The sequence below is a fragment of the Nitratireductor aquimarinus genome (genome assembly GCF_017255295.1).
GTDB lineage: Bacteria > Pseudomonadota > Alphaproteobacteria > Rhizobiales > Rhizobiaceae > Nitratireductor > Nitratireductor aquimarinus.
This window is the reverse complement of record NZ_JAFKDE010000002.1, coordinates 413,707-434,578: the sequence shown is the minus strand read 5'-3', so window position 1 is coordinate 434,578 and position 20,872 is coordinate 413,707. Positions and strand designations below refer to the sequence as shown.

General features: G+C 63.3%; 17 protein-coding genes. 3 read left to right on the top strand and 14 right to left on the bottom strand.

The features are described from left to right. Nucleotides 1-24: 24 nt before the first annotated feature. The 4 genes from tdh to JYP46_RS02405 form a co-directional block, all read right to left on the bottom strand. Nucleotides 25-1,059, bottom strand: coding sequence for an L-threonine 3-dehydrogenase (tdh, locus tag JYP46_RS02420; protein ID WP_113154345.1), 1,035 nt, complete (start codon nucleotides 1,057-1,059; stop codon nucleotides 25-27). A gap of 159 nt (nucleotides 1,060-1,218) precedes the next feature. Further along, nucleotides 1,219-2,406 carry a glycine C-acetyltransferase gene (locus tag JYP46_RS02415; protein WP_206547163.1) on the bottom strand — a complete coding sequence of 396 codons (1,188 nt, stop codon included), beginning with the start codon at nucleotides 2,404-2,406 and terminating at the stop codon, nucleotides 1,219-1,221. Between the two features lie 689 nt (nucleotides 2,407-3,095). After that, entirely contained in the window at nucleotides 3,096-4,319 is a 1,224-nt protein-coding gene (locus tag JYP46_RS02410; protein ID WP_390881183.1) for an acyl-CoA dehydrogenase, read from the bottom strand. 916 nt (nucleotides 4,320-5,235) lie between these two features. Beyond that, nucleotides 5,236-5,943 carry a carbonic anhydrase gene (locus tag JYP46_RS02405; RefSeq protein ID WP_206547162.1) on the bottom strand — a complete coding sequence of 236 codons (708 nt, stop codon included), beginning with the start codon at nucleotides 5,941-5,943 and terminating at the stop codon, nucleotides 5,236-5,238. A gap of 228 nt (nucleotides 5,944-6,171) precedes the next feature. On the opposite strand from JYP46_RS02405, the gene mutL reads away from it, so the two are divergent. Both mutL and JYP46_RS02395 read left to right on the top strand, forming a co-directional pair. Then, complete coding sequence (gene mutL, locus JYP46_RS02400) at nucleotides 6,172-8,073, top strand: DNA mismatch repair endonuclease MutL (RefSeq protein ID WP_206547161.1); 1,902 nt, start codon at nucleotides 6,172-6,174, stop codon at nucleotides 8,071-8,073. 147 nt (nucleotides 8,074-8,220) lie between these two features. Beyond that, entirely contained in the window at nucleotides 8,221-8,451 is a 231-nt protein-coding gene (locus JYP46_RS02395) for a DUF2093 domain-containing protein (protein ID WP_113154340.1), read from the top strand. Between the two features lie 88 nt (nucleotides 8,452-8,539). Here JYP46_RS02395 and lpxK read toward each other — a convergent pair whose 3' ends face one another. The 6 genes from lpxK to JYP46_RS02365 form a co-directional block, all read right to left on the bottom strand. Beyond that, nucleotides 8,540-9,577 (bottom strand): tetraacyldisaccharide 4'-kinase, encoded by a 1,038-nt coding sequence (gene lpxK / locus JYP46_RS02390; RefSeq protein WP_206547160.1) that lies wholly within the window; start codon nucleotides 9,575-9,577, stop codon nucleotides 8,540-8,542. Between the two features lie 82 nt (nucleotides 9,578-9,659). Beyond that, entirely contained in the window at nucleotides 9,660-10,979 is a 1,320-nt protein-coding gene (waaA, locus tag JYP46_RS02385) for a lipid IV(A) 3-deoxy-D-manno-octulosonic acid transferase (RefSeq protein WP_206544733.1), read from the bottom strand. A 2-nt stretch (nucleotides 10,980-10,981) separates the two neighbouring features. Continuing rightward, a complete protein-coding gene (locus tag JYP46_RS02380; protein WP_206547159.1) occupies nucleotides 10,982-11,767 on the bottom strand; it encodes a lysophospholipid acyltransferase family protein in 786 nt (261 codons plus the stop codon). A 13-nt stretch (nucleotides 11,768-11,780) separates the two neighbouring features. Further along, nucleotides 11,781-12,029, bottom strand: a complete 249-nt coding sequence (locus JYP46_RS02375; RefSeq protein ID WP_113156194.1) for a DUF4170 domain-containing protein — start codon at nucleotides 12,027-12,029, stop codon at nucleotides 11,781-11,783. Between the two features lie 217 nt (nucleotides 12,030-12,246). After that, entirely contained in the window at nucleotides 12,247-13,017 is a 771-nt protein-coding gene (locus tag JYP46_RS02370) for a 3'(2'),5'-bisphosphate nucleotidase CysQ (RefSeq protein WP_206547158.1), read from the bottom strand. Nucleotides 13,018-13,036: 19 nt separating this feature from the next. Beyond that, on the bottom strand, nucleotides 13,037-14,383 hold the full coding sequence (locus JYP46_RS02365; RefSeq protein WP_206547157.1) for a TldD/PmbA family protein: 1,347 nt from the start codon (nucleotides 14,381-14,383) through the stop codon (nucleotides 13,037-13,039). A 115-nt stretch (nucleotides 14,384-14,498) separates the two neighbouring features. Here JYP46_RS02365 and JYP46_RS02360 point away from each other — a divergent pair, with 115 nt between their 5' ends. Then, a complete protein-coding gene (locus tag JYP46_RS02360) occupies nucleotides 14,499-16,301 on the top strand; it encodes a monovalent cation:proton antiporter-2 (CPA2) family protein (protein WP_206547156.1) in 1,803 nt (600 codons plus the stop codon). A gap of 313 nt (nucleotides 16,302-16,614) precedes the next feature. Here the strand turns inward: JYP46_RS02360 and JYP46_RS02355 are convergent, their stop codons facing one another. The 4 genes from JYP46_RS02355 to rsmD all read right to left on the bottom strand — a co-directional run bounded on the left by JYP46_RS02355 (nucleotide 16,615) and on the right by rsmD (nucleotide 20,871). Continuing rightward, complete coding sequence (locus JYP46_RS02355) at nucleotides 16,615-17,505, bottom strand: patatin-like phospholipase family protein (protein ID WP_206547155.1); 891 nt, start codon at nucleotides 17,503-17,505, stop codon at nucleotides 16,615-16,617. A 3-nt stretch (nucleotides 17,506-17,508) separates the two neighbouring features. Next, nucleotides 17,509-18,858, bottom strand: a complete 1,350-nt coding sequence (locus tag JYP46_RS02350; RefSeq protein ID WP_206547154.1) for a M16 family metallopeptidase — start codon at nucleotides 18,856-18,858, stop codon at nucleotides 17,509-17,511. Further along, complete coding sequence (locus JYP46_RS02345; protein WP_206544727.1) at nucleotides 18,855-20,228, bottom strand: M16 family metallopeptidase; 1,374 nt, start codon at nucleotides 20,226-20,228, stop codon at nucleotides 18,855-18,857. Before JYP46_RS02345 ends, JYP46_RS02350 begins: the two co-directional genes overlap by 4 nt. 88 nt (nucleotides 20,229-20,316) lie before the next feature. Then, on the bottom strand, nucleotides 20,317-20,871 hold the full coding sequence (gene rsmD, locus JYP46_RS02340; RefSeq protein WP_206547153.1) for a 16S rRNA (guanine(966)-N(2))-methyltransferase RsmD: 555 nt from the start codon (nucleotides 20,869-20,871) through the stop codon (nucleotides 20,317-20,319). Between the last annotated feature and the right edge of the window lies 1 nt (nucleotide 20,872).

Genomic DNA, 20,872 nt, shown 5'->3' with positions numbered 1-20,872 from the left:
TTTCCTGGAATTGCTGCAACGGCGCTACCAGCTCATCACCACCTTGCCGGCCTCGCCCGAACGCATGGCGGCGAAGCCTTCGCGGAAATCGTCTGCGGCAATGCGGTGGGTGATCAGGTCGCGCACGTCGAGCCGCGTCTGAACCAGCGCGATCATCTTGTACCAGGTCTCGAACATCTCGCGCCCGTAAATGCCCTTCAGGTGCAGCATCTTGAAGATGACCTTGTTCCAGTCGATCTCGAAACCCGCCGGCGCAATGCCCAGAATGGCGATCTTGCCGCCATTGTTCATCACGTCGATCATGTCGCGGAAGGCGGGAGCCGCACCCGACATTTCAAGCCCCACATCAAAGCCCTCGGTCATGCCCAGCTGGCGCATCACCTCCGGCAGCGTTTCTTCCGCCGCGTTCATCGTGTGCTGCACGCCAAGCTTTCTGGCGAGCTCCAGCCGGCCCGGATTGATGTCGGTGATGACCACCTTGCGCGCGCCCACGGCCTGCGCCACCAATGCGCCCATGATGCCGATGGGGCCTGCGCCCGTCACCAGCACGTCCTCGCCCACCAGGTCGAAGGAAAGCGCGGTGTGCACCGCATTGCCAAGCGGATCGAAAATCGCCGCGATCTCATCGGGAATGTTGTCGGGGATCGGCACCACATTGTGCTGCGGCAGCGCGATGAACTCGGCGAACGCACCCGCGCGGTGAACGCCCACGCCCAGCGTGTTGTGGCACAGATGCCCTCGCCCCGCCCGGCAGTTGCGACAATGGCCGCACACGATGTGCCCCTCGCCGGAAACCCGCTGGCCGGGCTTGTATTCCGTCACCGCCGAGCCAACCTCCGTCACCTCGCCGACGAATTCATGGCCCGTCACCAGCGGCACCGGCACGGTGTTCTGCGCCCACTCGTCCCAGTTCCAGATATGCACGTCCGTGCCGCAGATCGCCGTCTTGCGCACCTTGATGAGCACGTCGTTCGGCCCGATCTCGGGCACGGGAACACGCTCCATCCAAAGGCCCTCCTCGGGTCTGGATTTAACGAGCGCCTTCATCATGTTGGACATCGTCGACTATCCTTCCAGAGTGTTTGGGTGGCCGTCCTTCCCCCCGCCTGCGGGGAGAAGGTGCCGGCAGGCGGATGAGGGGCCTGCGCCCACCTTCAAGACAAGCAATTCCAGGAAAAGCGGAAACCGGTTATCCGTCCGGAATTGCGCTAAAACGCTCTAAGCGATCACCCCAAGCTCACGCCCGATCTTTCCAAACGCCTCCACCGCGCGATCAATGTCTGCGGCCGAGTGCGCGGCAGACATCTGCGTGCGGATACGGGCAGCCCCCTTCGGCACCACGGGGAAGGAGAAGCCGATCACATAGATGCCCTCCTCCAGAAGCCGCGACGCCATCTTCTCGGCAAGTGCTGCATCGCCCAGCATCACCGGGATGATCGGGTGATCAGCCCCCGCAAGCGTGAACCCCTGCTTTTCCATGCCGGCGCGGAAGCGCGCCGCATTGTCATAGAGCTTCTGGCGCAGGCCGGCCCCGCCCGCCACCATGTCGAAAACCCTGAGCGAGGCCGCCGCGATCACCGGGGCCAGTGTGTTCGAAAACAGATAGGGCCGCGAGCGCTGGCGCAGCCAGTCGACCACTTCACCCTTGCCACATGTATAGCCGCCCGAGGCCCCGCCCAGCGCCTTGCCCAGCGTGCCCGTCATGATGTCGACCCGGCCTTCCACGCCGCAATGCTCCGGCGTGCCGCGTCCGTTCTCACCCACGAAACCGACCGCATGGCTGTCATCCACCATCACCATCGCATCGTATTTTTCCGCCAGATCGCAGACCGCGCCCAGATTGGCGATGATGCCATCCATGGAAAACACGCCATCCGTGGCGACCAGCCGGAAGCGCGCGCCCTCGGCCTGCTTCAGACATTCCTCCAGCGCGCCCATGTCATTGTTGGCGTAGCGATGGCGCTGCGCCTTGCACAGCCGCACGCCATCGATGATCGACGCATGGTTGAGCGCATCCGAAATGATCGCATCCTCCGGCCCGAGCAGCGTCTCGAACAGGCCCGCATTGGCGTCGAAGCATGAGGAATAAAGGATCGTGTCCTCATAGCCCAGAAAGCCGGAAATCTTCGCTTCCAGTTCTTTGTGCTCTTCCTGCGTGCCGCAGATGAAGCGCACCGAGGCCATGCCGTAACCATAGCGGTCGAGCGCCGCCTTCGCCGCCTCGCGCAGTTCCTCATTGTCGGCAAGGCCCAGGTAATTGTTGGCGCAGAAATTCAGCACCCTCTGCCCGCCGCTCTCGATCTCGGCCGACTGCATCGAGGTAATGACCCGCTCGCTCTTGTAGAGCCCGGCCTCCTTCAGGCCATCGAGTTCTTTGCGTAGATGGGAGAGGAAAGACGCGGTCATGAATGCCTCGCTCTGGGGTGGGAGGGACTGGCTTCTCTTCCACTACTACAGAGTGACGCCGCTTTCGACCATGGACAATTCTGCATTGCTTTTCCGTCGGACCGCGAAGCTCGACAAAGGTGTCGACGTCCGCCCCTCACCCCTCACCCTTACCCTTACCCTCTCCCCGCGCCCGGCGTTCCCGTGCCTTCATCCTCATCCTGAGCTTGTCGAAGGGCGGGGGTGAAGGCTTGCACCCGCGCTTCCCGCTGGAGCCCTTTCATGCCGCCCTCGCCCTTCGACAAGCTCAGGATGAGGCTGCGCCGGTTCCCCCAACCTCCCAAACCACCCGCAACAAAAAAAGGGGCAGACGCCAAAGCGCCCGCCCCTTCTCAAACTCTCCCGGCAGGGCGCGCCGCGCGCCGGCCCTCACCCTTACCCTCTCCCCACGCGCGGCGTTCCCGTGCCTTCACCCTCATCCTGAGCTTGTCGAAGGGCGGGGGTGAAGGCTTGCACCCGCGCTTCACGCTGGAGCCCTTTCATGCCGCCCTCGCCCTTCGACAAGCTCAGCATGAGGGCTGCGCCGGTTCCCCCAACCTCCCAAACCACCCGCAACAAAAAAAGGGCAGATGCCCAAAGCGCCCGCCCCTTCTCAAACTCTCTCGGCAGGGCGCGCCGCTCACCGCCGCGCGCCCGCCCTCACAATCGCATCAGAAAAACGCCTGCAGGCCCGTCTGCGCACGGCCGAGGATCAGCGCGTGAACGTCATGCGTGCCCTCATAGGTGTTGACCGTCTCCAGGTTCTGCGCGTGGCGCATCACATGGTACTCGATCTGGATGCCGTTGCCGCCATGCATGTCGCGGGCTTGCCGCGCGATATCGAGCGCCTTGCCGCAATTGTTGCGCTTCACGATGGAGATCATCTCCGGCGCCATCCGGCCCTCGTCGAACAGCCGGCCAACGCGCAGGCTGGCCTGAAGGCCGAGCGCGATCTCGGTCTGCATGTCGGCGAGCTTCTTCTGGAAGAGCTGCGTCTGCGCCAGCGGCTTGTCGAACTGCTTGCGGTCGAGACCATACTGGCGCGCGCGGTGCCAGCAGTCTTCCGCCGCGCCCATCGCACCCCAGGAGATGCCGTAGCGCGCACGGTTCAGACAGCCGAACGGGCCGCTCAGCCCCTCGGCATTCGGCAGAAGCGCGTCTTCGCCCACTTCCACGCCGTCCATCACGATCTCGCCGGTGATCGATGCGCGCAGCGAAAGCTTGCCGCCGATCTTCGGCGCGGAAAGGCCCTTCATGCCCTTTTCGAGCACAAAGCCGCGGATCTTGTTGCCGTGCGCGGCAGACTTCGCCCACACCACGAACACATCGGCGATCGGCGAATTGGAGATCCACATCTTGGAGCCGGTCAGGCGGTAGCCGCCGTCGATCTTCTCCGCGCGTGTCTTCATGCCGCCCGGGTCCGAACCCGCATCCGGCTCTGTCAGGCCGAAGCAGCCGATATATTCGCCGGAAGCGAGCTTCGGCAGATATTTCTGCTTCTGCTCTTCCGAGCCATAGGCGTGGATCGGGTACATCACCAGCGAGGACTGCACGCTCATCATCGAGCGATAGCCGGAATCGATGCGCTCCACCTCGCGCGCCACCAGGCCGTAGGACACATAGCCGGCGCCCACGCCGCCATACTCCTCCGGCACCGTCACGCCCAGAAGGCCCGCCTCGCCCATTTCGCGGAAGATCGCGGCGTCGGTTTCCTCGTTCATGTAGGCGTGCTCGACGCGCGGCGCGAGCTTGTCGGCGGCAAAGGCGGCCGCGGCATCGCGGATCATGCGCTCTTCATCGGTGAGCTGGTCTTCCATGAGGAACGGGTCGTCCCACACGAAATTCGATTTCGAGGATTTCGACGCGGCTTTGGCCTGTGGTGCTTCCATATTCATATGTGCCTTCCTGATGCGGTTGCGCTCTCTCGACGCCTGACTGGAGCATACAGCATCCTATGCGAAACTGCTTCAAGCTTAAAATGATTTTTTGGAAGAGGATGGTGACGGGAGGGGATGGATTGAGGTGGCGCTCGAACGGAGACATTCACCATGAGACACGGCACACCAATCAGCCAAAGCGCCTGCGCGGTGTTTCACGCCCCATCCCACCCCGCGCCTTCGTCATCCCCGGGCCTACCCCGGGGATCCATGCCGGTCGGTCTAAACCCGCCACAACCGCCAAGGAATGGATCCCCGGATCAAGTCCGGGGATGACGAAGGAGCGAGTGTGCAGGTTAGACCCCACCGCCTGCGCGCCCTTCTCCCCGCGAGCGGGGAGAAGGTGAGGATGAGGGGCGGGCGGCAAGCGTTTAGAATGAAATGAAGGCGGGACTGATCATGCGTCCCCCACTCCTTCGTCATCCTCGGGCCCGACCCGAGGATCCATGCCGGTCGGCCGAAACCCGCCGCAACGGTCACGGAATGAAACCCGGGTCAAGCCCGGGGTGACGCAGGGCAGGAAGCGCAATAACCCACACAGCCCTCATCCTGAGCTCGTCGAAGGGCGAGGGCGACATGGAGAGCGGCGGGAAGCGCATGGTGCATGCCTTCACCCCCGCCCTTCGACGAGCTCAGGATGAGGGTAAAGGCACGGCGATGCCGCGCTTGCCACCCTGCAATTCGGCACCTCTCACTCGCCTGCATGGTCCTTCACCTGTACAGGTGAAAATGAAGCTACCCACTCCTTCGTCATCCTCGGGCCCGACCCGAGGATCCATGCCGGTCGGCCGAAACCCGCCGCAACGGTCACGGAATGGATCCCCGGATCAAGTCCGGGGATGACGAAGGCGGAGGGCAGTCGCGGAAGCCCCCTTTAAAGGAAGTTCACCTTCCCCGTGGCAATGTCATAAATGCCCGCAGCGGCCTTGAGCTTGCCGGCTGCATAGAGGTCGCCGAGAATCGGGCCGGTCGTCTGCGCCCTCTCCGCGTTTAGCGTCGCATTGCGCGCTGTCGCGGTCGCCAGCAGGTCCTCCGGCTCTGCCGCCATGGCGTCGTAGACCGCAGGGCGAATGGCGTTCACGAGGCTCGGCAGATGGCCGGGCGGCAGGGTGTTGTCCTGAATCGCCTGGATCGTGGCGTCCACCGCGCCGCAGGCCGTGTGCCCCAGCACGAGGATCGTCTTGATGCCGAGAACGGCCGCCCCGTATTCGAGGCTCGCCAGCCCGTCCTCATTGATGAAATTGCCCGCCACGCGAATGACGAAAAGCTCTCCCGGCCCCTGATCGAAGATCAGCTCGGGCGCAACACGGGAATCCGCGCAGCTCACGATGGCCGCGAAGGGCTGCTGCCCCTGCGCGCGGCTGGCGCGGCCCGCCGAATGATCGGTGTTGATAGGCTGGTTGGCCACATAGCGCGCATTGCCGTCCATGAGGCGCTGCAACGCCTCGTCGGGTGAGACAGGCGCTGCCGCGCCGGTTTCGGCGGATGCACGCGCGGCAAGCGGTGCAGCCATTGCAAGAGCCAGACCGCCTGTCAGCAGCCCACGACGGCTAAGAATTCCAGAGTCACAATTCACGCACATAATTCAGTCGCTTTCTAAAGTTGACCCAACGTAAAGCCGTATATCTCAAAACTTACCTGATCACTCGATTTATGTTTACACTTCTAACAATCTACATCTTCTTCCCCTGCGGGCTGCAGGGGCCGCCCTTTCCGGCCCACGCGCTCCCTCGCCCCGCCCCGACACAAGTGCTGGAAAGCGGTGCGGCGTCTCTTCTCGCCACCTCCGAATCCCCGTAAAATCGGTCCCATGACTGCAGCCTCCCACACCATTCGCCAGCTAAACGACACCGTGATCAACCAGATCGCCGCAGGCGAGGTGATCGAGCGGCCGGCGAGCGTCGTGAAGGAGCTGGTGGAAAACGCGCTCGACGCCGGCTCCACCCGGATCGAGGTGGCGACCGCCGGCGGCGGGCTTTCGCTGCTGCGCGTCACCGACAATGGCGGCGGCATCGAGCATGACGAGCTGCCGCTCGCCGTCTCGCGCCATTGCACGTCAAAACTCACCGACGACATTCACGACATTCGCTCGCTCGGTTTTCGCGGCGAGGCGCTGCCCTCCATCGGCTCGGTGGCGCGGCTTTCCCTGCGCTCGCGCCCGGAAGGGGCCGACAGCGCCGCCGAGATCGCCGTGGAAGGCGGGCGCGTGTCGCCGGTCCGGCCCGTGGCGGCCAATCGCGGCACCACGGTGGAGGTGCGCGACCTCTTCTTCGCCACGCCTGCCCGGCTGAAATTCATGAAGAGCGAGCGCGCCGAGACCGCCGCCATCACCGAGGTGGTGAAGCGTATGGCGCTCGCCTTTCCCGAGGTGCGCTTCACACTGACGGGCTCCGACCGCAACACGCTGGAGCTGCCCGCCGTGCCGGCCGATGGCGAGGGGCTCCTGCGCCGCATCGCGCAGGTGATGGGCAAGGATTTCTCCGAAAACACGCTGCCCATCGAGGCCGAGCGCGAGGGTGTCGCGCTGTCGGGCCATGTCTCGATCCCGTCTTTTTCGCGCGGCAACGCGATGCTGCAATATTTCTACGTGAACGGGCGGCCGGTGCGCGACAAGCTCCTGACCGGGGCCATTCGCGGCGCGTACATGGACGTCCTGCCGCGCGACCGGCATGCAGTCGTCGCGCTCTTCATCTCGCTCGATCCGGCGCTGGTCGACGTGAATGTGCATCCGGCCAAGGCCGATGTGCGCTTTCGCGATCCGGGCCTTGTGCGCGGTCTCATCGTCGGCGCGGTCCGCCATGCGCTGGAGATCAGCGGCATGCGCGCCTCCACCTCCGGAGCGGACGCCATGCTGGCAGCCTTCCGCCAGCCGGAGCACGCAGCGCCCGGCGGCCTTTCCGGCGGCGGCAGCGCACATTATCGCTACACCCCGCCACCGCGCCCCGCACAGGACTGGCGGCTCGACACCTCCCCCACCCGCCCTCTGGACATGACGGGCAGTGCCTCCATTGCAGGCGCAGCGCCCGCCGCCGACGGCTTTTCCGCGCCCGCCCAGTCGGCTTTCGATGTCGGTGCCGGCCTGAGCGCCGATGCCCGCGCCGGCGAGGTCGAGGCAGCACCCGAATTGACGCGCTCCCCGCTGGGCGCCGCGCGCGCGCAGGTGCATGAAAACTACATCGTCGCGCAGACGGAGGATTCTCTCGTCATCGTCGACCAGCACGCCGCCCATGAGCGCCTTGTCTACGAGGCCCTGAAGGAGGCGCTCCATTCGCGCGCCCTGCCCGCGCAGATGCTGCTTCTGCCCGAGATCGTGGACATGCCGGAAGAAGACGCCGACCGCGTCGCCGCCCATGCCGAATTCCTCGCCCGTTTCGGGCTGGGGCTGGAGCGTTTCGGCCCCGGGGCCATCGCCGTGCGCGAAACCCCGTCCATGCTGGGCAAGGTCGACGTGCCGCAGCTCGTGCGCGACCTGGCCGACGAGATCGCCGAGAACGACACCGCCGACACGTTGAAGGAGCGCATCGACCACATCGCCGCGACCATGGCCTGCCACGGTTCCGTGCGCTCCGGACGGCGGCTGCGCGCCGAAGAGATGAACGCGCTTCTGCGGCAGATGGAGGCAACGCCCGGCTCCGGCACGTGCAATCATGGCCGCCCGACCTATATCGAGTTGAAGCTGACCGATATCGAGCGCCTGTTCGGCAGGCGTTAGAGCATCGGACCGAAAAGTGGGCACCGGTTTTCGGGTTAATCCGATGATCCAGACCAAGACCTCACGCGGCCCCGCCGGCGACAAGCAGGTTTACTTGGCGCGGCAGGAAGGTTAAGGCCCAGAGTTGATGACAAGAGGCACCAGACGATGAACCGTTTCGAAGGACCCGGCGCGCGCGAGGCACGCATTCGCTATCTGGATGGCGACTTTCAGGTCATGACCCCCGGCGCTTTCGTGCGCTGCGCCGTCACCGAACAGCCGATCCAGCTCGATGACCTGAAATACTGGAGCGTCGAGCGCCAGGAAGCCTATGTGAGCGCCGACACCTCGCTCGCCCGCGAACTGGAAATGCATCCCGAACTACGCAAACGCGGTTAATCGGAAACCGGTTTTCCGTCCGGGATTGCGAAAAAACAGAGAGATGGAGCGGTGCAGCGTTTCGGTGAAACGATGAACGGCTCCAGACCTATTTGAGGCTGCGTTCGCGCCAGTTCTCGATCGTGTTTTCGATGATCGTCACCGGCATGTCCGCTGCCTCGAACACCGCTTCCACCTGAAGCACCCGGCTTGCCTCGGCCAGTTCGCCGAGCGCACCGCTGCCGCCGCGCAGCCGCACAAGATCCTTCTCCGTCGTGATCAGCTGAAGCCCGTCCCTGCCAGCGGCTGCGATCAGATCGCGCGCGTCGTCATCATCATAGGGGTGATGATCGGGAAAGCTCTTCCCCTCCACCACTGCGCCGCCGGCCTCGGCAACGCTGTCGAAGAACTTCTTCGGGTTCCCGATCCCCGCAAAGGCGAGAAACCGCCCGCCCTTGATGGCGCGCATGCCACGCGGCTTGAGCCGCGCCTGAAACACCGGTCGTCCCGCCCGCGAGGTCTGGCGCACCACATGGTCGGCCGCAGTGCCCTCGCCCATGGTCAGAACCGCATCGGCAAAGCGCAGCTGGTCGATCAGCCGCGCCCGCAGCGGGCCGCCTGGAATGACGTGGCCATTGCCCAGCCCGCGCCGCGCATCCACCACCATCACCGCGTAATCCATGTGAATGCGCGCGCTCTGGAAACCGTCATCCATGATGATGAAGTCGCAGCCGATGCCGACCAGCTCGCGCGCGCCCGTCAGGCGATCCGGCGCTACCATGGTCGGCGCATGCCGCGCCAGAAGCAGCGGCTCGTCCCCCACATGGCGCGAGAGATCCTTTTCCGCATCCACCAGATGCGCCGTGGTCATGGAGCCGCCATGCCCGCGCGACAGGAAGCCCGGCTTGCGCCCCAGCTTCCGCGCCTGTTTCGCCAGCGCGATGGAAACGGGCGTCTTGCCCTCGCCGCCAACGGTGAAATTGCCCACGCACAGGACCGGCACATCCACTTTCGCGCGTTTGGCAGACGCCATCCGGTAGCCGGCCACAAAACCGTAAAGCGCAGAGAACGGGGCAAGGCTCCAGGCCCGCCAGTCCGCCGGCTCCCACCAGAACGGAGGCGCCTCGCTGGACCGCCGCGCGTCCATTCGCACGCGTGAAGGACGATCTACACTGTTCACGGAGCATCGGGATGACCGAAAACCGGTTTCCACTTTTCGGCCCGATGCTCTAGCCATGGCCCTCATCGTCCTCAAGACGACTCTTGACGATCAGTGGATGAATATAGGGATCGAGCGCCTGCAGGGTGCGGTTCAGCGCGCCCGACATGTCGTCAACCGCAGCCCGCCCGGCCTTGATCATGGTGCGCCGCGCGGAATAATTGTTGAGCAGGAAGTTCACCCCGCCCGCCAGCATCTCGCCATCGCGCACCAGCCGCGCACCGCCCGCATCGATCAGGCGGCGATAGGCGTCGCGGAAATTCTGCACATTGCAGCCAGAAAGAACCGCCGTGCCCAGACGCGCAGGCTCAATCGGGTTCTGCCCGCCCTCGCCCGTCAGAGACCGGCCCACAAAGGCGATCTCGGTCAGGCGCAGATAAAGTCCCATCTCGCCAATCGTGTCGCCGAGCAGGATATCGACATCGGCAGACACCGCATCATTGCGGCTGCGGCGCGCCACCTTGAGGCCACGCGCCTTGAATTCCTCTTCCAGCCCGTCGGCGCGCTCGGGATGGCGCGGCACGATAATGCTGAGAATGTCGGCATGCCGTGGCTTCAGCTTTTCATGAACATCCGCCGCCACGGTCTCCTCGCCCTCATGGGTGGAGACGGCAGCCCAGGTCTCGCGCTCGCCGATCTGCCCTTCCAGAAGCGCCAGCGCCTCCGGGTCAACCGGCGGAACATGCGTATCGACCTTGAGATTGCCCGAAACGGTCACGGGCCGCGCACCCAGCGTGCGGAAGCGCTCGCCGTCAACTTCCGACTGGGCAACCACATGCGCCAGGTTCTCGAACAGCGCCTCGGCCAGATAGGGCCGCTTCTGCCAGCGCGCGAAAGAGCGATCCGACAGGCGCCCGTTGACGAGAACCTGCGGCACGCGGCGCGCGCCCAGTTCAAGGATCGTCATCGGCCAGATTTCAGACTCGGCCATGATGGCCAGATCCGGCTTCCAGTGGTTCAGAAAGCGGCTGACAGCCGGCTTCAGATCAAGCGGCACATACTGGTGGATCACATTGCCGCCAAGCCGCTCTTCCGCCACCTTGGCGGAGGTCACCGTGCCGGTGGTCAGAACGATATTGATGCCATAGCCAAGCAGATGCTCGATCAGGCCGATCACGGCCGCCGTCTCGCCAACGCTGGCCGCATGCATCCAGATCAGCGGGCCTTCCGGGCGCGGCTTTCCGGCCTTGCCGTAACGCTCGTGCCGGCGCACCCGGTCTTCCTTGCCCTTGCCGGCGCGCCAGACGATATAGCCGCCAATCAGCGGAAACACCGCCGCGCCTGCCCAGCGATAGGTCGTAAGGATGGTCCGTGCCCAGCGTTCACTCATGGTCATCTATCGTCGACCAGGGCGTAGGCCTTGCGGGTCGCTTCATTGAGCGAATCCGTAACCTCGCGACGCTTCTCTTCCATCACATCCGCATCCGCATCGGCGGCGACAAAAATGGGCTCGCCCAGAATGACCGCGCTGCGCCCGAAGGGCAGATTGATGGTGGTCTTGTCCCATGTGCGCTCAAGCACCTTGCGGCGGCTCGTGGCAATGGCGACCGGCACGATTGGCCGGCCGGAAATGCGCGCCAGCGTGACGATGCCAAGCCCCGCCTCGCGCGGCGTGCCATGGGGAATGTCGGCGATCATCGCAACATTGCAGCCGCGGTCGATCGTCTTTTTCAGCGCGATCAGCGCCTTCGCGCCACCCTTGCGGATATCGCGCTCGCCCTTGCGCCCGCCGGAGCCGCGCACCGTATCGAAACCGAGTTTCTCGGCAACGAGCGCATTCAGCTCGGCATCGGCGCTGCGCGAAAAGAGCGCAACGATCTTGTGCTTGCGCGGATTGATCGCCGGACCAAGAATGTGCTGGCCGTGCCAGAGCGCTGCAATGGCCGGCGAATGCTGATCAATCGCTGCCTGCAGGTCGTCAGACCCTTTGACACGCGGATTGGTGCGGTCGATCAGGCGAATTGCGCCCGCCATCAGCGTCGCCAGCGCCTGTTTCACAAAGCGCGACTTCGCCAGCGGCTTGCGAATACGGCGCCACAGCTCCTTGAAGGGGCGCGGTCCCGTCTTCTTCCGCTTTGCGCTCACGGCAGGGGAAGGCGCAGTCGCCTTGTTTTCCATATGTGGGTCCTTGCTATCCCTTGGTCGTTTCCGACGCGGGATCGAGCAGGCGGTGTAGGTGAACGATGAAATAGCGCATATGCGCGTTATCAACGGTCTCCTGCGCTTTTGCGCGCCAGGCCTTTTCGGCAGATTTGTAATCTGGATAGATTCCAACGACGTCGAGATCATCGAGGTCGCGGAAAGTTACTCCGGTCAGCGAGGATAACTCGCCGCCAAAGACCAGATGAAGAAGCTGGGAATTCTCTTTTTTCTCGGACATGACCAAGCCCATTTGCAGACGAATGTGGCAATAAGCAAATCGCTAACCGCCCGTGTAGAGGAAAACCTCGGATTTTGGAACCGTTTAGAGCATCGGACCGAAATGTGGACACCGGTTTTTCCGCTGTTCCGAAGCTCCACCGATAATGTACTCCACGCATCCGTGTGAACGCATGGCGATCCAACGGATGTGGTTGCGGCTTCTCACAGGAAGACGCTTATTGGCGATACTCGGAAAGCGTGGCCGTCATCGTTTCCAACAACGCGCCACTGCCGGCAGCCAGCGCACCCTTGCGCGGATCAGCCCCGGCATAGACCGGTAATCTGCCATCGGCGTCATGCAGCGCACCGCCCGCCTCGCGCAGGATCACATCCGCCCCCGCCAGATCCCAGTCATGGGAATTGGGCTTGACGAAAGTGGCGTCCAGCGCCCCGCTCGCCACCATGGCGATGCGATAGGCAAGCGACGGCACATAACCATAGGGCGTCGTCTTCTGGCCGACCTCTTCCGGCAGCGCCTTGACCATGGGCTTGGGGCCAGCAATCACAAACGCATCGCCTGCCGGTTTTACCACAATGCGTTCCCCATTGCGAAACGCACCGCCGCCCTCAAGCCCCTGATAGGTTTCAGAAAGCTCCGGGCACTCCAGCACGCCCACGACACTTCTGCCGCGAAAGGCAATCCCGATGCTCACGCACCAGATGGGCCGCCCGTCGATGAACGCGCGCGTGCCGTCGATGGGGTCGACGATAATGACCCGCTCGCGCGCCAGTTCATGATCGACAGCAGCCGTTTCTTCCGAAAGCCAGCCATAGTCCGGGCGCGCCGCCATCAGGCGTTCGCGCAAAAACCGGTCCACCGCGAAATCAGCCTCGCTGACCGGCGACGTGCCGCCCTTCCACCACACTTCCGGATCGCGTCGGAAATATTTCTGCGCAATGCCGCCCGCCTCGCGCGCCACCTCGGTGACCAGCGCCAGGTCGTCCATCAAAAGATCCTGTGGGCTGTTATTTTCCGGCAAGCGTCATGCCTTCCAGAAGCAGCGTCGGCGCGGCCGTGCCGAAATTGCGGTCAATGTCATTGGCCGGGATCATGTTCAGGAACATGTCCTTCAGATTGGAGGCAATCGTGACCTCCGACACCGGATAGGTGATTTCGCCGTTTTCGATCCAGAAGCCGGCAGCGCCCCGGCTGTATTCGCCGGTCACGAGATTGACGCCCTGGCCGAACACTTCCGTCACGTAGAAACCTGCCTTGATGCCCGCAATGAGCGCCTCCGGCGTCTCCTCGCCCGGCTCCAGCGCCAGATTGGTCGAGGACGGGTTGACGGATGACGCACTGCGAACGCCGCGCCCATTGGTGTCGGTCAGCCCGAGCTGACGCGCCACCGCCGTGGAAAGGAACCAGTGCCGCAACACGCCATCTTCCACCATGACCAGCTTTTCGCCGGCAACGCCCTCGCCATCGAAGGGGCGCGACGAAGGCCCGCGCCGGCGCAGCGGATCGTCGGTAATGGTGATGCCGGCAGCAGCAACCGTCTTGCCCATCATGTCGCGCAGAAAGCTCGACTTGCGCGCAACCGACGCACCATTGATGGCCGACGCCAGATGGCCGGCAATGCCGCGCGCCACGCGCGGATCGAAAACGACCGGGAAGCGGCCCGTATCGACCTTGCGGGCGTTGAGGCGCTTGACCGCCCGCTCACCGGCACTGCGACCGATCTTCTCCGGCGCATCGAGATCCAGAAAGTGAAGCCGCGACGAGTAATCATAGTCGCGCTCCATGCCCGTGCCCTCGCCCGCCAGAACGCTGACGGAGCGGGCAAAGCGCGTCGCCTCATACTGACCGATGAAACCGTCGGACGTGGCAAGCACCATGCCGCCAGCGCCGGCGCTCGCACCGCTGCCGGAAGAATTGGTAACTCCGGCAATGTCGAGTGCGGCGGCCTCGGCGGCAAGCGCGTCTTCCTTCAGGCGGTCGGCAGAAACCTCGGTCGCATCGAACAGGTCCAGATCCACGATGTTCTGCGCCAGCCGGCCGGGCTCGGCAAGGCTCTGATACGGATCTTCCGGCGAGGCCTTGGCCATCGCCACCGCGCGCTCGGCAAGCGGAACCGGATCGGCATTGGCGGGGGCAGAAACACTGGCAACGCGCTTACCTACGAAAACCCGCAGCGACATGTCATCGCTTTCGGAGGCCTCGGTGCCTTCCACCTTGCCCAGGCGCACCGAAACGCTCTTGGAACGCGCACGCATGACCACCGCATCCGATGCATCCGCACCGGCTTTCGTGGCGGCCTCCACAAGGGCAGCGACGCGGTCGGCCAGCTGCTGCTTTTCGTTCTTGTCTGTCATTGCGATCCCGAATGGAAAAACGTGGCGAAAGGGGAATATCTATTTGTTTCATTTATGGTTCGCGGGCCATATGTGCAATGGTAAGCTGAATTTCCAAACAGAATCCGGAGTATCCATGGCCGTCGAAGCCGCCGCACCGCTCTACTACGAACCCCTTCTTCTTCTGGGTGGAGCCGTGATTGCAGCGCCTTTGTTCGCGCGCATCGGTCTGGGCACGATCCTCGGCTATCTGGCAGCCGGCATTGCAATCGGCCCGGTCCTGCTCCTGATCTCGGATGGAAAGGAGCTTCTGCATGTGGCGGAGCTCGGCGTCGTCTTCCTGCTCTTCATCATCGGGCTTGAGCTGAAGCCCGCGCGATTGTGGGCAATGCGGCGAAGCATTTTCGGCATGGGCCTGATCCAGGTGTCAGTCACCGGTGTGGCGCTGGCGATGATCGCAATGCTCCTGACCGACCTTTCCTATGGCGCGGCCTTTGTCATCGGCTTCGGTCTGGCGCTCTCCTCCACGGCCTTTTCCGTTCAGACACTGGAATCTCAAGGGTCGCTGAACAGCCGCTACGGGCAGACGGCCTTCTCCATCCTGCTGTTTCAGGATCTCGCCATTGCCCCGCTTCTGGCGCTGATCCCGCTGCTTTCGCCGGGCGCCGAAGGCGCGGACGCCATCAGCCTCGAACGGTTTGGGATCGCGCTCGCAAGCGTTCTCGGGCTGGTTCTGGCCGGTCGCTACCTGCTCAACCCGCTCTTCCGCGTGATCGCCAACACCGGCGCGAAGGAAGTGATGATCGCGGCCGCTCTCCTCGTGGTTCTTGGTGCCGCCGCCCTGATGGAGGTTGCCGGCCTTTCCATGGCGCTCGGCGCTTTCATCGCCGGCGTGCTTCTGGCTGAATCCTCCTTCCGGCATGAGCTGGAAGCCAATATCGAGCCGTTCCGCGGCATTCTGCTCGGCCTTTTTTTCATGGCCATCGGGCTTTCGCTCGACCTCGGCATGGTCATCGACAACTGGCTGACAATCCTGATTGCGGTGCCCATTCTGATGCTGGTCAAGGCTGTCGTGCTTTACGTGATCAGCCGGGCATTCAGTTGTCAGCACAATGATGCGTTGCGCGTGGCAGCCCTTCTGCCGCAGGGCGGCGAATTCGGCTTCGTGCTTTTCACGGCCGCTGCCTCCGCCTTCATCTTTCCCCAGGCCATGGCCTCGCTGCTCATTGCCATTGTCACCGTGTCCATGGCGCTGACGCCGCTTTCGGTGCGGATCGGCGAAATGCTGGTGCGCAATGAACCCGACGAGGAGATGGACGAGGATTTCGAAGGCGCAGGCGCTGGCGTCATGATGATCGGCTTCTCCCGTTTCGGGCAGATGGTCTCGCAGGTGCTTCTTTCGGGCGGCACGGACGTAACCATCATCGATCATTCGGCAGACCGCGTGCGTGCGGCGGCGCGGTTCGGCTTCCGCATCTATTTCGGCGACGGACGGCGCAAGGAAGTGCTGGAAGCCTCCGGCATCCGCCACGCAAAGATCGTTGCCGTCTGCACCAATGGCGCGGCCTCCACCGACCACATCGTCAACCTGATCCGCGCGGAGTTTCCGCATGTGCGGCTCTTCGTGCGCTCCTATGACCGTGCCCACACGCTCTCGCTGCGCGAGCGCGATGTCGAGTACGAGTTACGCGAAACGGTGGAATCGGCGCTGATCTTCGGCGGCAAAACGCTGCAGGCGCTCGGCACGAGCGAAGAGATCGCCAGTGAAATCGTCGAGGATGTGCGCCGGCGCGATGAAGAACGCCTGGCGATCCAGGCGGTCAAGGGCATCTATGCCGGCAACGACAAGATGCGGGTGCGCCCGGTCACGCCGGAACCGCTTGTAAAGCCCAAGCGGGAAAGCCAGCGCCTCGATCACGACGGCGAACAGTCTGCATAAGAAAACAGGGCCTCGATGCGGCCCTGTCTGCCTTCACGCCGGATCATCATGCGAAAAGTGAGAACCATTTTCTCGCATCATGCCAAGGAGCGTTGCTGGAGCTGTCCGGAGGCTCAGGCATGGATCCTCGGGTCAAGCCCGAGGATGACGAGTGTGTTTTGACGCTTGTACGCAACCGTATCCGAACCGGACTGGACGCCATCCCCCTGGATTGGACACCGTCCCCCGTCGTCATCCTCGGGCTTGACCCGAGGATCCATGCCGGATCGTCACAACCGCGTAATCACTCAGCCAAAGACTGCCAGCGCCACGGCTAAACTCGCGCTTTTTCGAAATTCGTGACAGCAGCGTCAATCGCCTGCTTCAGTTCATCCCGTATCCGCTGGGTTTCACCGAGAATGGCCTCGACCTTCATGAAATCGAGCACCCGGAACCGGGAAACCGGGGGACGGATGAGAATGTCGGGCCGCCCGTGCTCCAGCTTCATGGCGATGATCGACATCATCATCAGCTGGCTCGCACCGAACATGAGCTCGATGGAGGTCGGCGGCTTGCCGCCCGTATCGGACGGTGAACCCACCACATCGACGGCGATCAGGATATCGGCTTCGCCATCGATCAGGTCGAACGGAACCGGATTGTAGATGCCGCCATCGATCAGCGTGCGCTTGTTGCGCTCGATCGGGCGGAACACGGCGGGAATGGCGGCGGAAGCGGCCAGCGCCTCCACCAGCGGCCCCTGATCCAGAACAACCAGAGAATGGCCGAAATAATCCGTGGCGGTCACCTTGAGCGGGATTTCCAGTTCCTCGAAGGTCTCCGGCACCTCAGGCGGCAGGAAGGCGCGGATGATGCGTTCGGCATTGAACTGACCGACGCGGAACCCGCCTTCCATCATCTCGGCGAAATTGCCGGGCCGCGCCTTCCACAGGCGGCTGGCGACTTCCGTGCGACTGCTGAGGATCGCGCGCGCATGGGCATGGATGTCCGTGCCGCGCATGCCGGCGGCAAAGCCCGCGCCCATCAGCGCTCCGATGGAGGAACCGGCGATGACGGTCGGCTTGATCCCCAGTTCATCGAGCGTTTCGATAACATGAAGATGCGACAGGCCGCGTGCGCCACCACCACCGAGCGCCAGCGCGAAAGTCGGCCCACTGCCGCTTCCCTCGCCGCCTGTCCTGCCTTTCGTCACCGCCGTTTCCATCGCTTACTCTCCGCCTTGCTTCGCCGGTCCAACCACGAGAAGCGCTGGCTTCTGCGTCAGGAGGCGTGTTGCCGCCTCCTTTACGTCATCCAGTGTTACCGCGTTGATAAGATCGGAGCGACGCTCGATATAATCAACACCCAGATCATCCTCCTGCAGGCCGACAAGCGTGCGGGCAATCGCCGTGGAGGAATCCAGATTGTTGATCGCATAGGAACCAATCACATAGGTTTTGGCGGTGTCGAGCTCTTCCTGCGTCGGCCCTTCATCGCGCAGACCCGCGATCACCTCTTCCATCACCGCAAGCGTTTCATCCGCCTTCTCGGAGCTGGTAGCCGTCTGGATCGCCAGAGACTGGGCGTGGTCGCGGCTCATCAGATAGGACGATGCGCCATAGGCAAGACCGCGCTTCTCGCGCACTTCCTGGAACAGACGCGAAGAGAACACGCCGCCGCCGAGGATCTGGTTCATCAGATAGGCGGAGAAGAACTCCGGATCGTCCCGCTCGATGCCGGGATAGACGAGACGCAGCGTGGTCTGCGGCAGGGGATAGTCGACGCGGACTTCCTGACCGAGCTTCGGTTCGATGTCTTCCACGACCTGTAGCTCCGCCTCTTCCGGCAGCGCGCCGAACACCGTGTCGAGCACGGCGGCCAGACGCTCGGCGTCAATGTCGCCGACAACGCCGATGGTGAGGTTGGAACGGCCAAAGACGCGTTTGTGGAACGCCTTCAGATCTTCCGGCGTTATGCTGGCAAGTGTTTCCAGCGTGCCTTCCGTCGAACGCGCATAGGGGTGATCGCCATAAAGCGCCTTGGCCAGCGCTTCCCCGCCCTGCTTGCTCGGATTGCGCTCGTCGGCGCGAATGCCAACGGCGATCTGGCTGCGGATGCGCTCCACCGGGTCGATGTCGAAACGCGGGCTGGTCACCGCCAAGCGCACGAGATCAAGCACCTCATCGCTGTTTTCCGAAAGCATCCGCACCTGGCCGGAGATGGCGTCGGAGCTCGCGTTGAACGACATTTCCGCGCCGAGTTCTTCCATCTTCGTCTGGAAGGCGTCGGAATCGAGGTCGCCCGCACCTTCATCGAACAGGCCCGTCATCAGGTTCGCCAGACCGGCCTTGCCATCCGGATCCTGCGCAGCACCGCTGTCGAACGAGAACTGCATGGTGATGATCGGCAGCGAATGGTCCTCGACCAGCCATGCCTCAACGCCCTTTTCGGAGGAAACCTCCTGGATTTTCACCGCTGCCTGAACAGGCCCGGCAACGAGAATAAGGGCCAGCAGCGTTCCGGCCTTGAAAAAACTGCGCATGAAAGCACCCGGTATGAAATTCAATGTCTGGCTCATGAACGCTCTTCCCCTTCGGGAAGGAGATAGCCTTTGACCGCACGGTCAAGGTCCAGATAGCGCTCGGCCGCAGCCTTCACGTCTTCCACCGTCACGGCATCAAGCCGCTCGGGCAGGCTCGTAACGTCCTCGACCGTTCCGCCGGTGGTCAGCACCGCGCCGAACAGGTTTGCGCTGCGCACCTGGCTGTCGCGCAGGAATATCTGGTCCCGCTGGATCTTGGTGCGCGCCGTGTCGAGTTCTTCCTGGGTTACACCCTCATTCTTGATCTTCTCGATCTGCGCGATGATCGCCTTCTCGACGGTCGCCAGATCCGCGTCGCCACGCGGCTGGCCGTAGAGAACGAGCGCGGAATAGTCATAGGCCGAGCCCTGCAGATAGCTGCCGGCGCTTGCCGCGACACCCTGCTTGACCACGAGTTCCTGATAGAGACGGCTGCGCAGCCCCTCGCCCAGGATTTCCGAGAGAATGGCCACGGCCTCGAACTCGCCCTTCTCAGCGGTCCGGTAGGAGGGCACGAACCAGTTGATCGAAAGGTTCGGCACGCTCACGCGCGGATCGCGCAGCGACACTTCGCGTGCGGTCTTCTGCACCGGCTCCATGGGGCGCGCACGCGGCGCAAGGTCCGGCCCGCGCGCGATCTTGCCGTAGGTTTCCTCGGCCATCTCGCGCACGTTCTCCGGGTCCACATCGCCGGCGACCACCAGAACGGCGTTGTTGGGCGTGTAGAAGCGGTCGTAGAAGCTCTTCAGGTCGTCATGGGTCAGACCCTCGATTTCCTGCTGCCAGCCGATCACCGGAATTCCATAAGGGTGGTTCTGGTAAAGCGTGGCGTTCAGCTCTTCCGACAGGATGGAGGACGGCACATTGTCGACGCGCTGGTGGCGTTCTTCGAGAACCACCTTGCGCTCGGTCTCGATGTTTTCTTCCGAAAGCACCAGATTGCGCATGCGATCCGCCTCAAACTGCATCATTTCCGGCAGTTCCGAGGGGGCGACCTGCTGGTAATAGGCCGTGAAATCGTAGGATGTGAAGGCGTTCTCATTGCCGCCGACCGCAGCGATGGCGTCGGAGAACTCGCCCGAAGGATAGGTGCTCGTGCCCTTGAACATCAGATGTTCGAAGAAATGGGCAATGCCCGATTTTCCCGGATCCTCATCGGCGCTGCCAACCTTGTACCACAGCATATGGGTGGCGACAGGTGCCCGGTGATCCGGGATCACGACAACTTCGAGGCCGTTCTCTAAGGTGAAACTGGAAACGGCAGTGTCGTCCTTGGCTTCCTGCGCGATGGCTATGGACGGCGCTGCAACTGCAACGATGACTGCGAACGCCGCATGACGCGCGACACCCGCGATGGGATTTTTCATGGACAAGCCCTGTTTGTTTCTGGTGTGCCCGCACACAATGGCATGAGCACATAACAGGGCAAAGCTATCGGTGCAAAAGTGACGAAACTCAGGCGAGCTCGACAAAGCTCGCACAGGAGGTGCCATATTCACGCCGCTCGATCAGGCGGAATCCCTCCGGTGGCTGGAAGGGAGAACCGGCTGCTTCCTCGACCATTATAAGCGCTTCCGGCCTCAGCCAGCCGCCTGAACGGGCGGCTGCAAGCGCCTGTTCTCCATAGGCTTTTCCATAGGGCGGATCGGCCAGAACGAGGTCGAATGGCAGCATCGTCCCGACTTCGCCGAGACGCGTTGCATCACGGCGAAAGATCTTGCTGCGGCCCTGAAGGCCAAGATTCTCGACATTTGTGCGGATCAGGGCGCGTGCTGCTGCGGCTTCTTCCACGAAAAGGGCAAATGACGCCCCGCGCGAAAGCGCTTCCAGCCCGAGCGCGCCCGTGCCGGCGAAGAGGTCGAGAACACGCGCATCCTCGATGCGGTCCGCATAACGGTGCTCAAGAATGTTGAACAGCGCCTGCCGTGTGCGGTCCGTCGTCGGCCGAATGGCGTCCGAAGCGGGCGTCACCAGATTGCGGCCGCGAAAATCTCCACCCACAATCCGCATG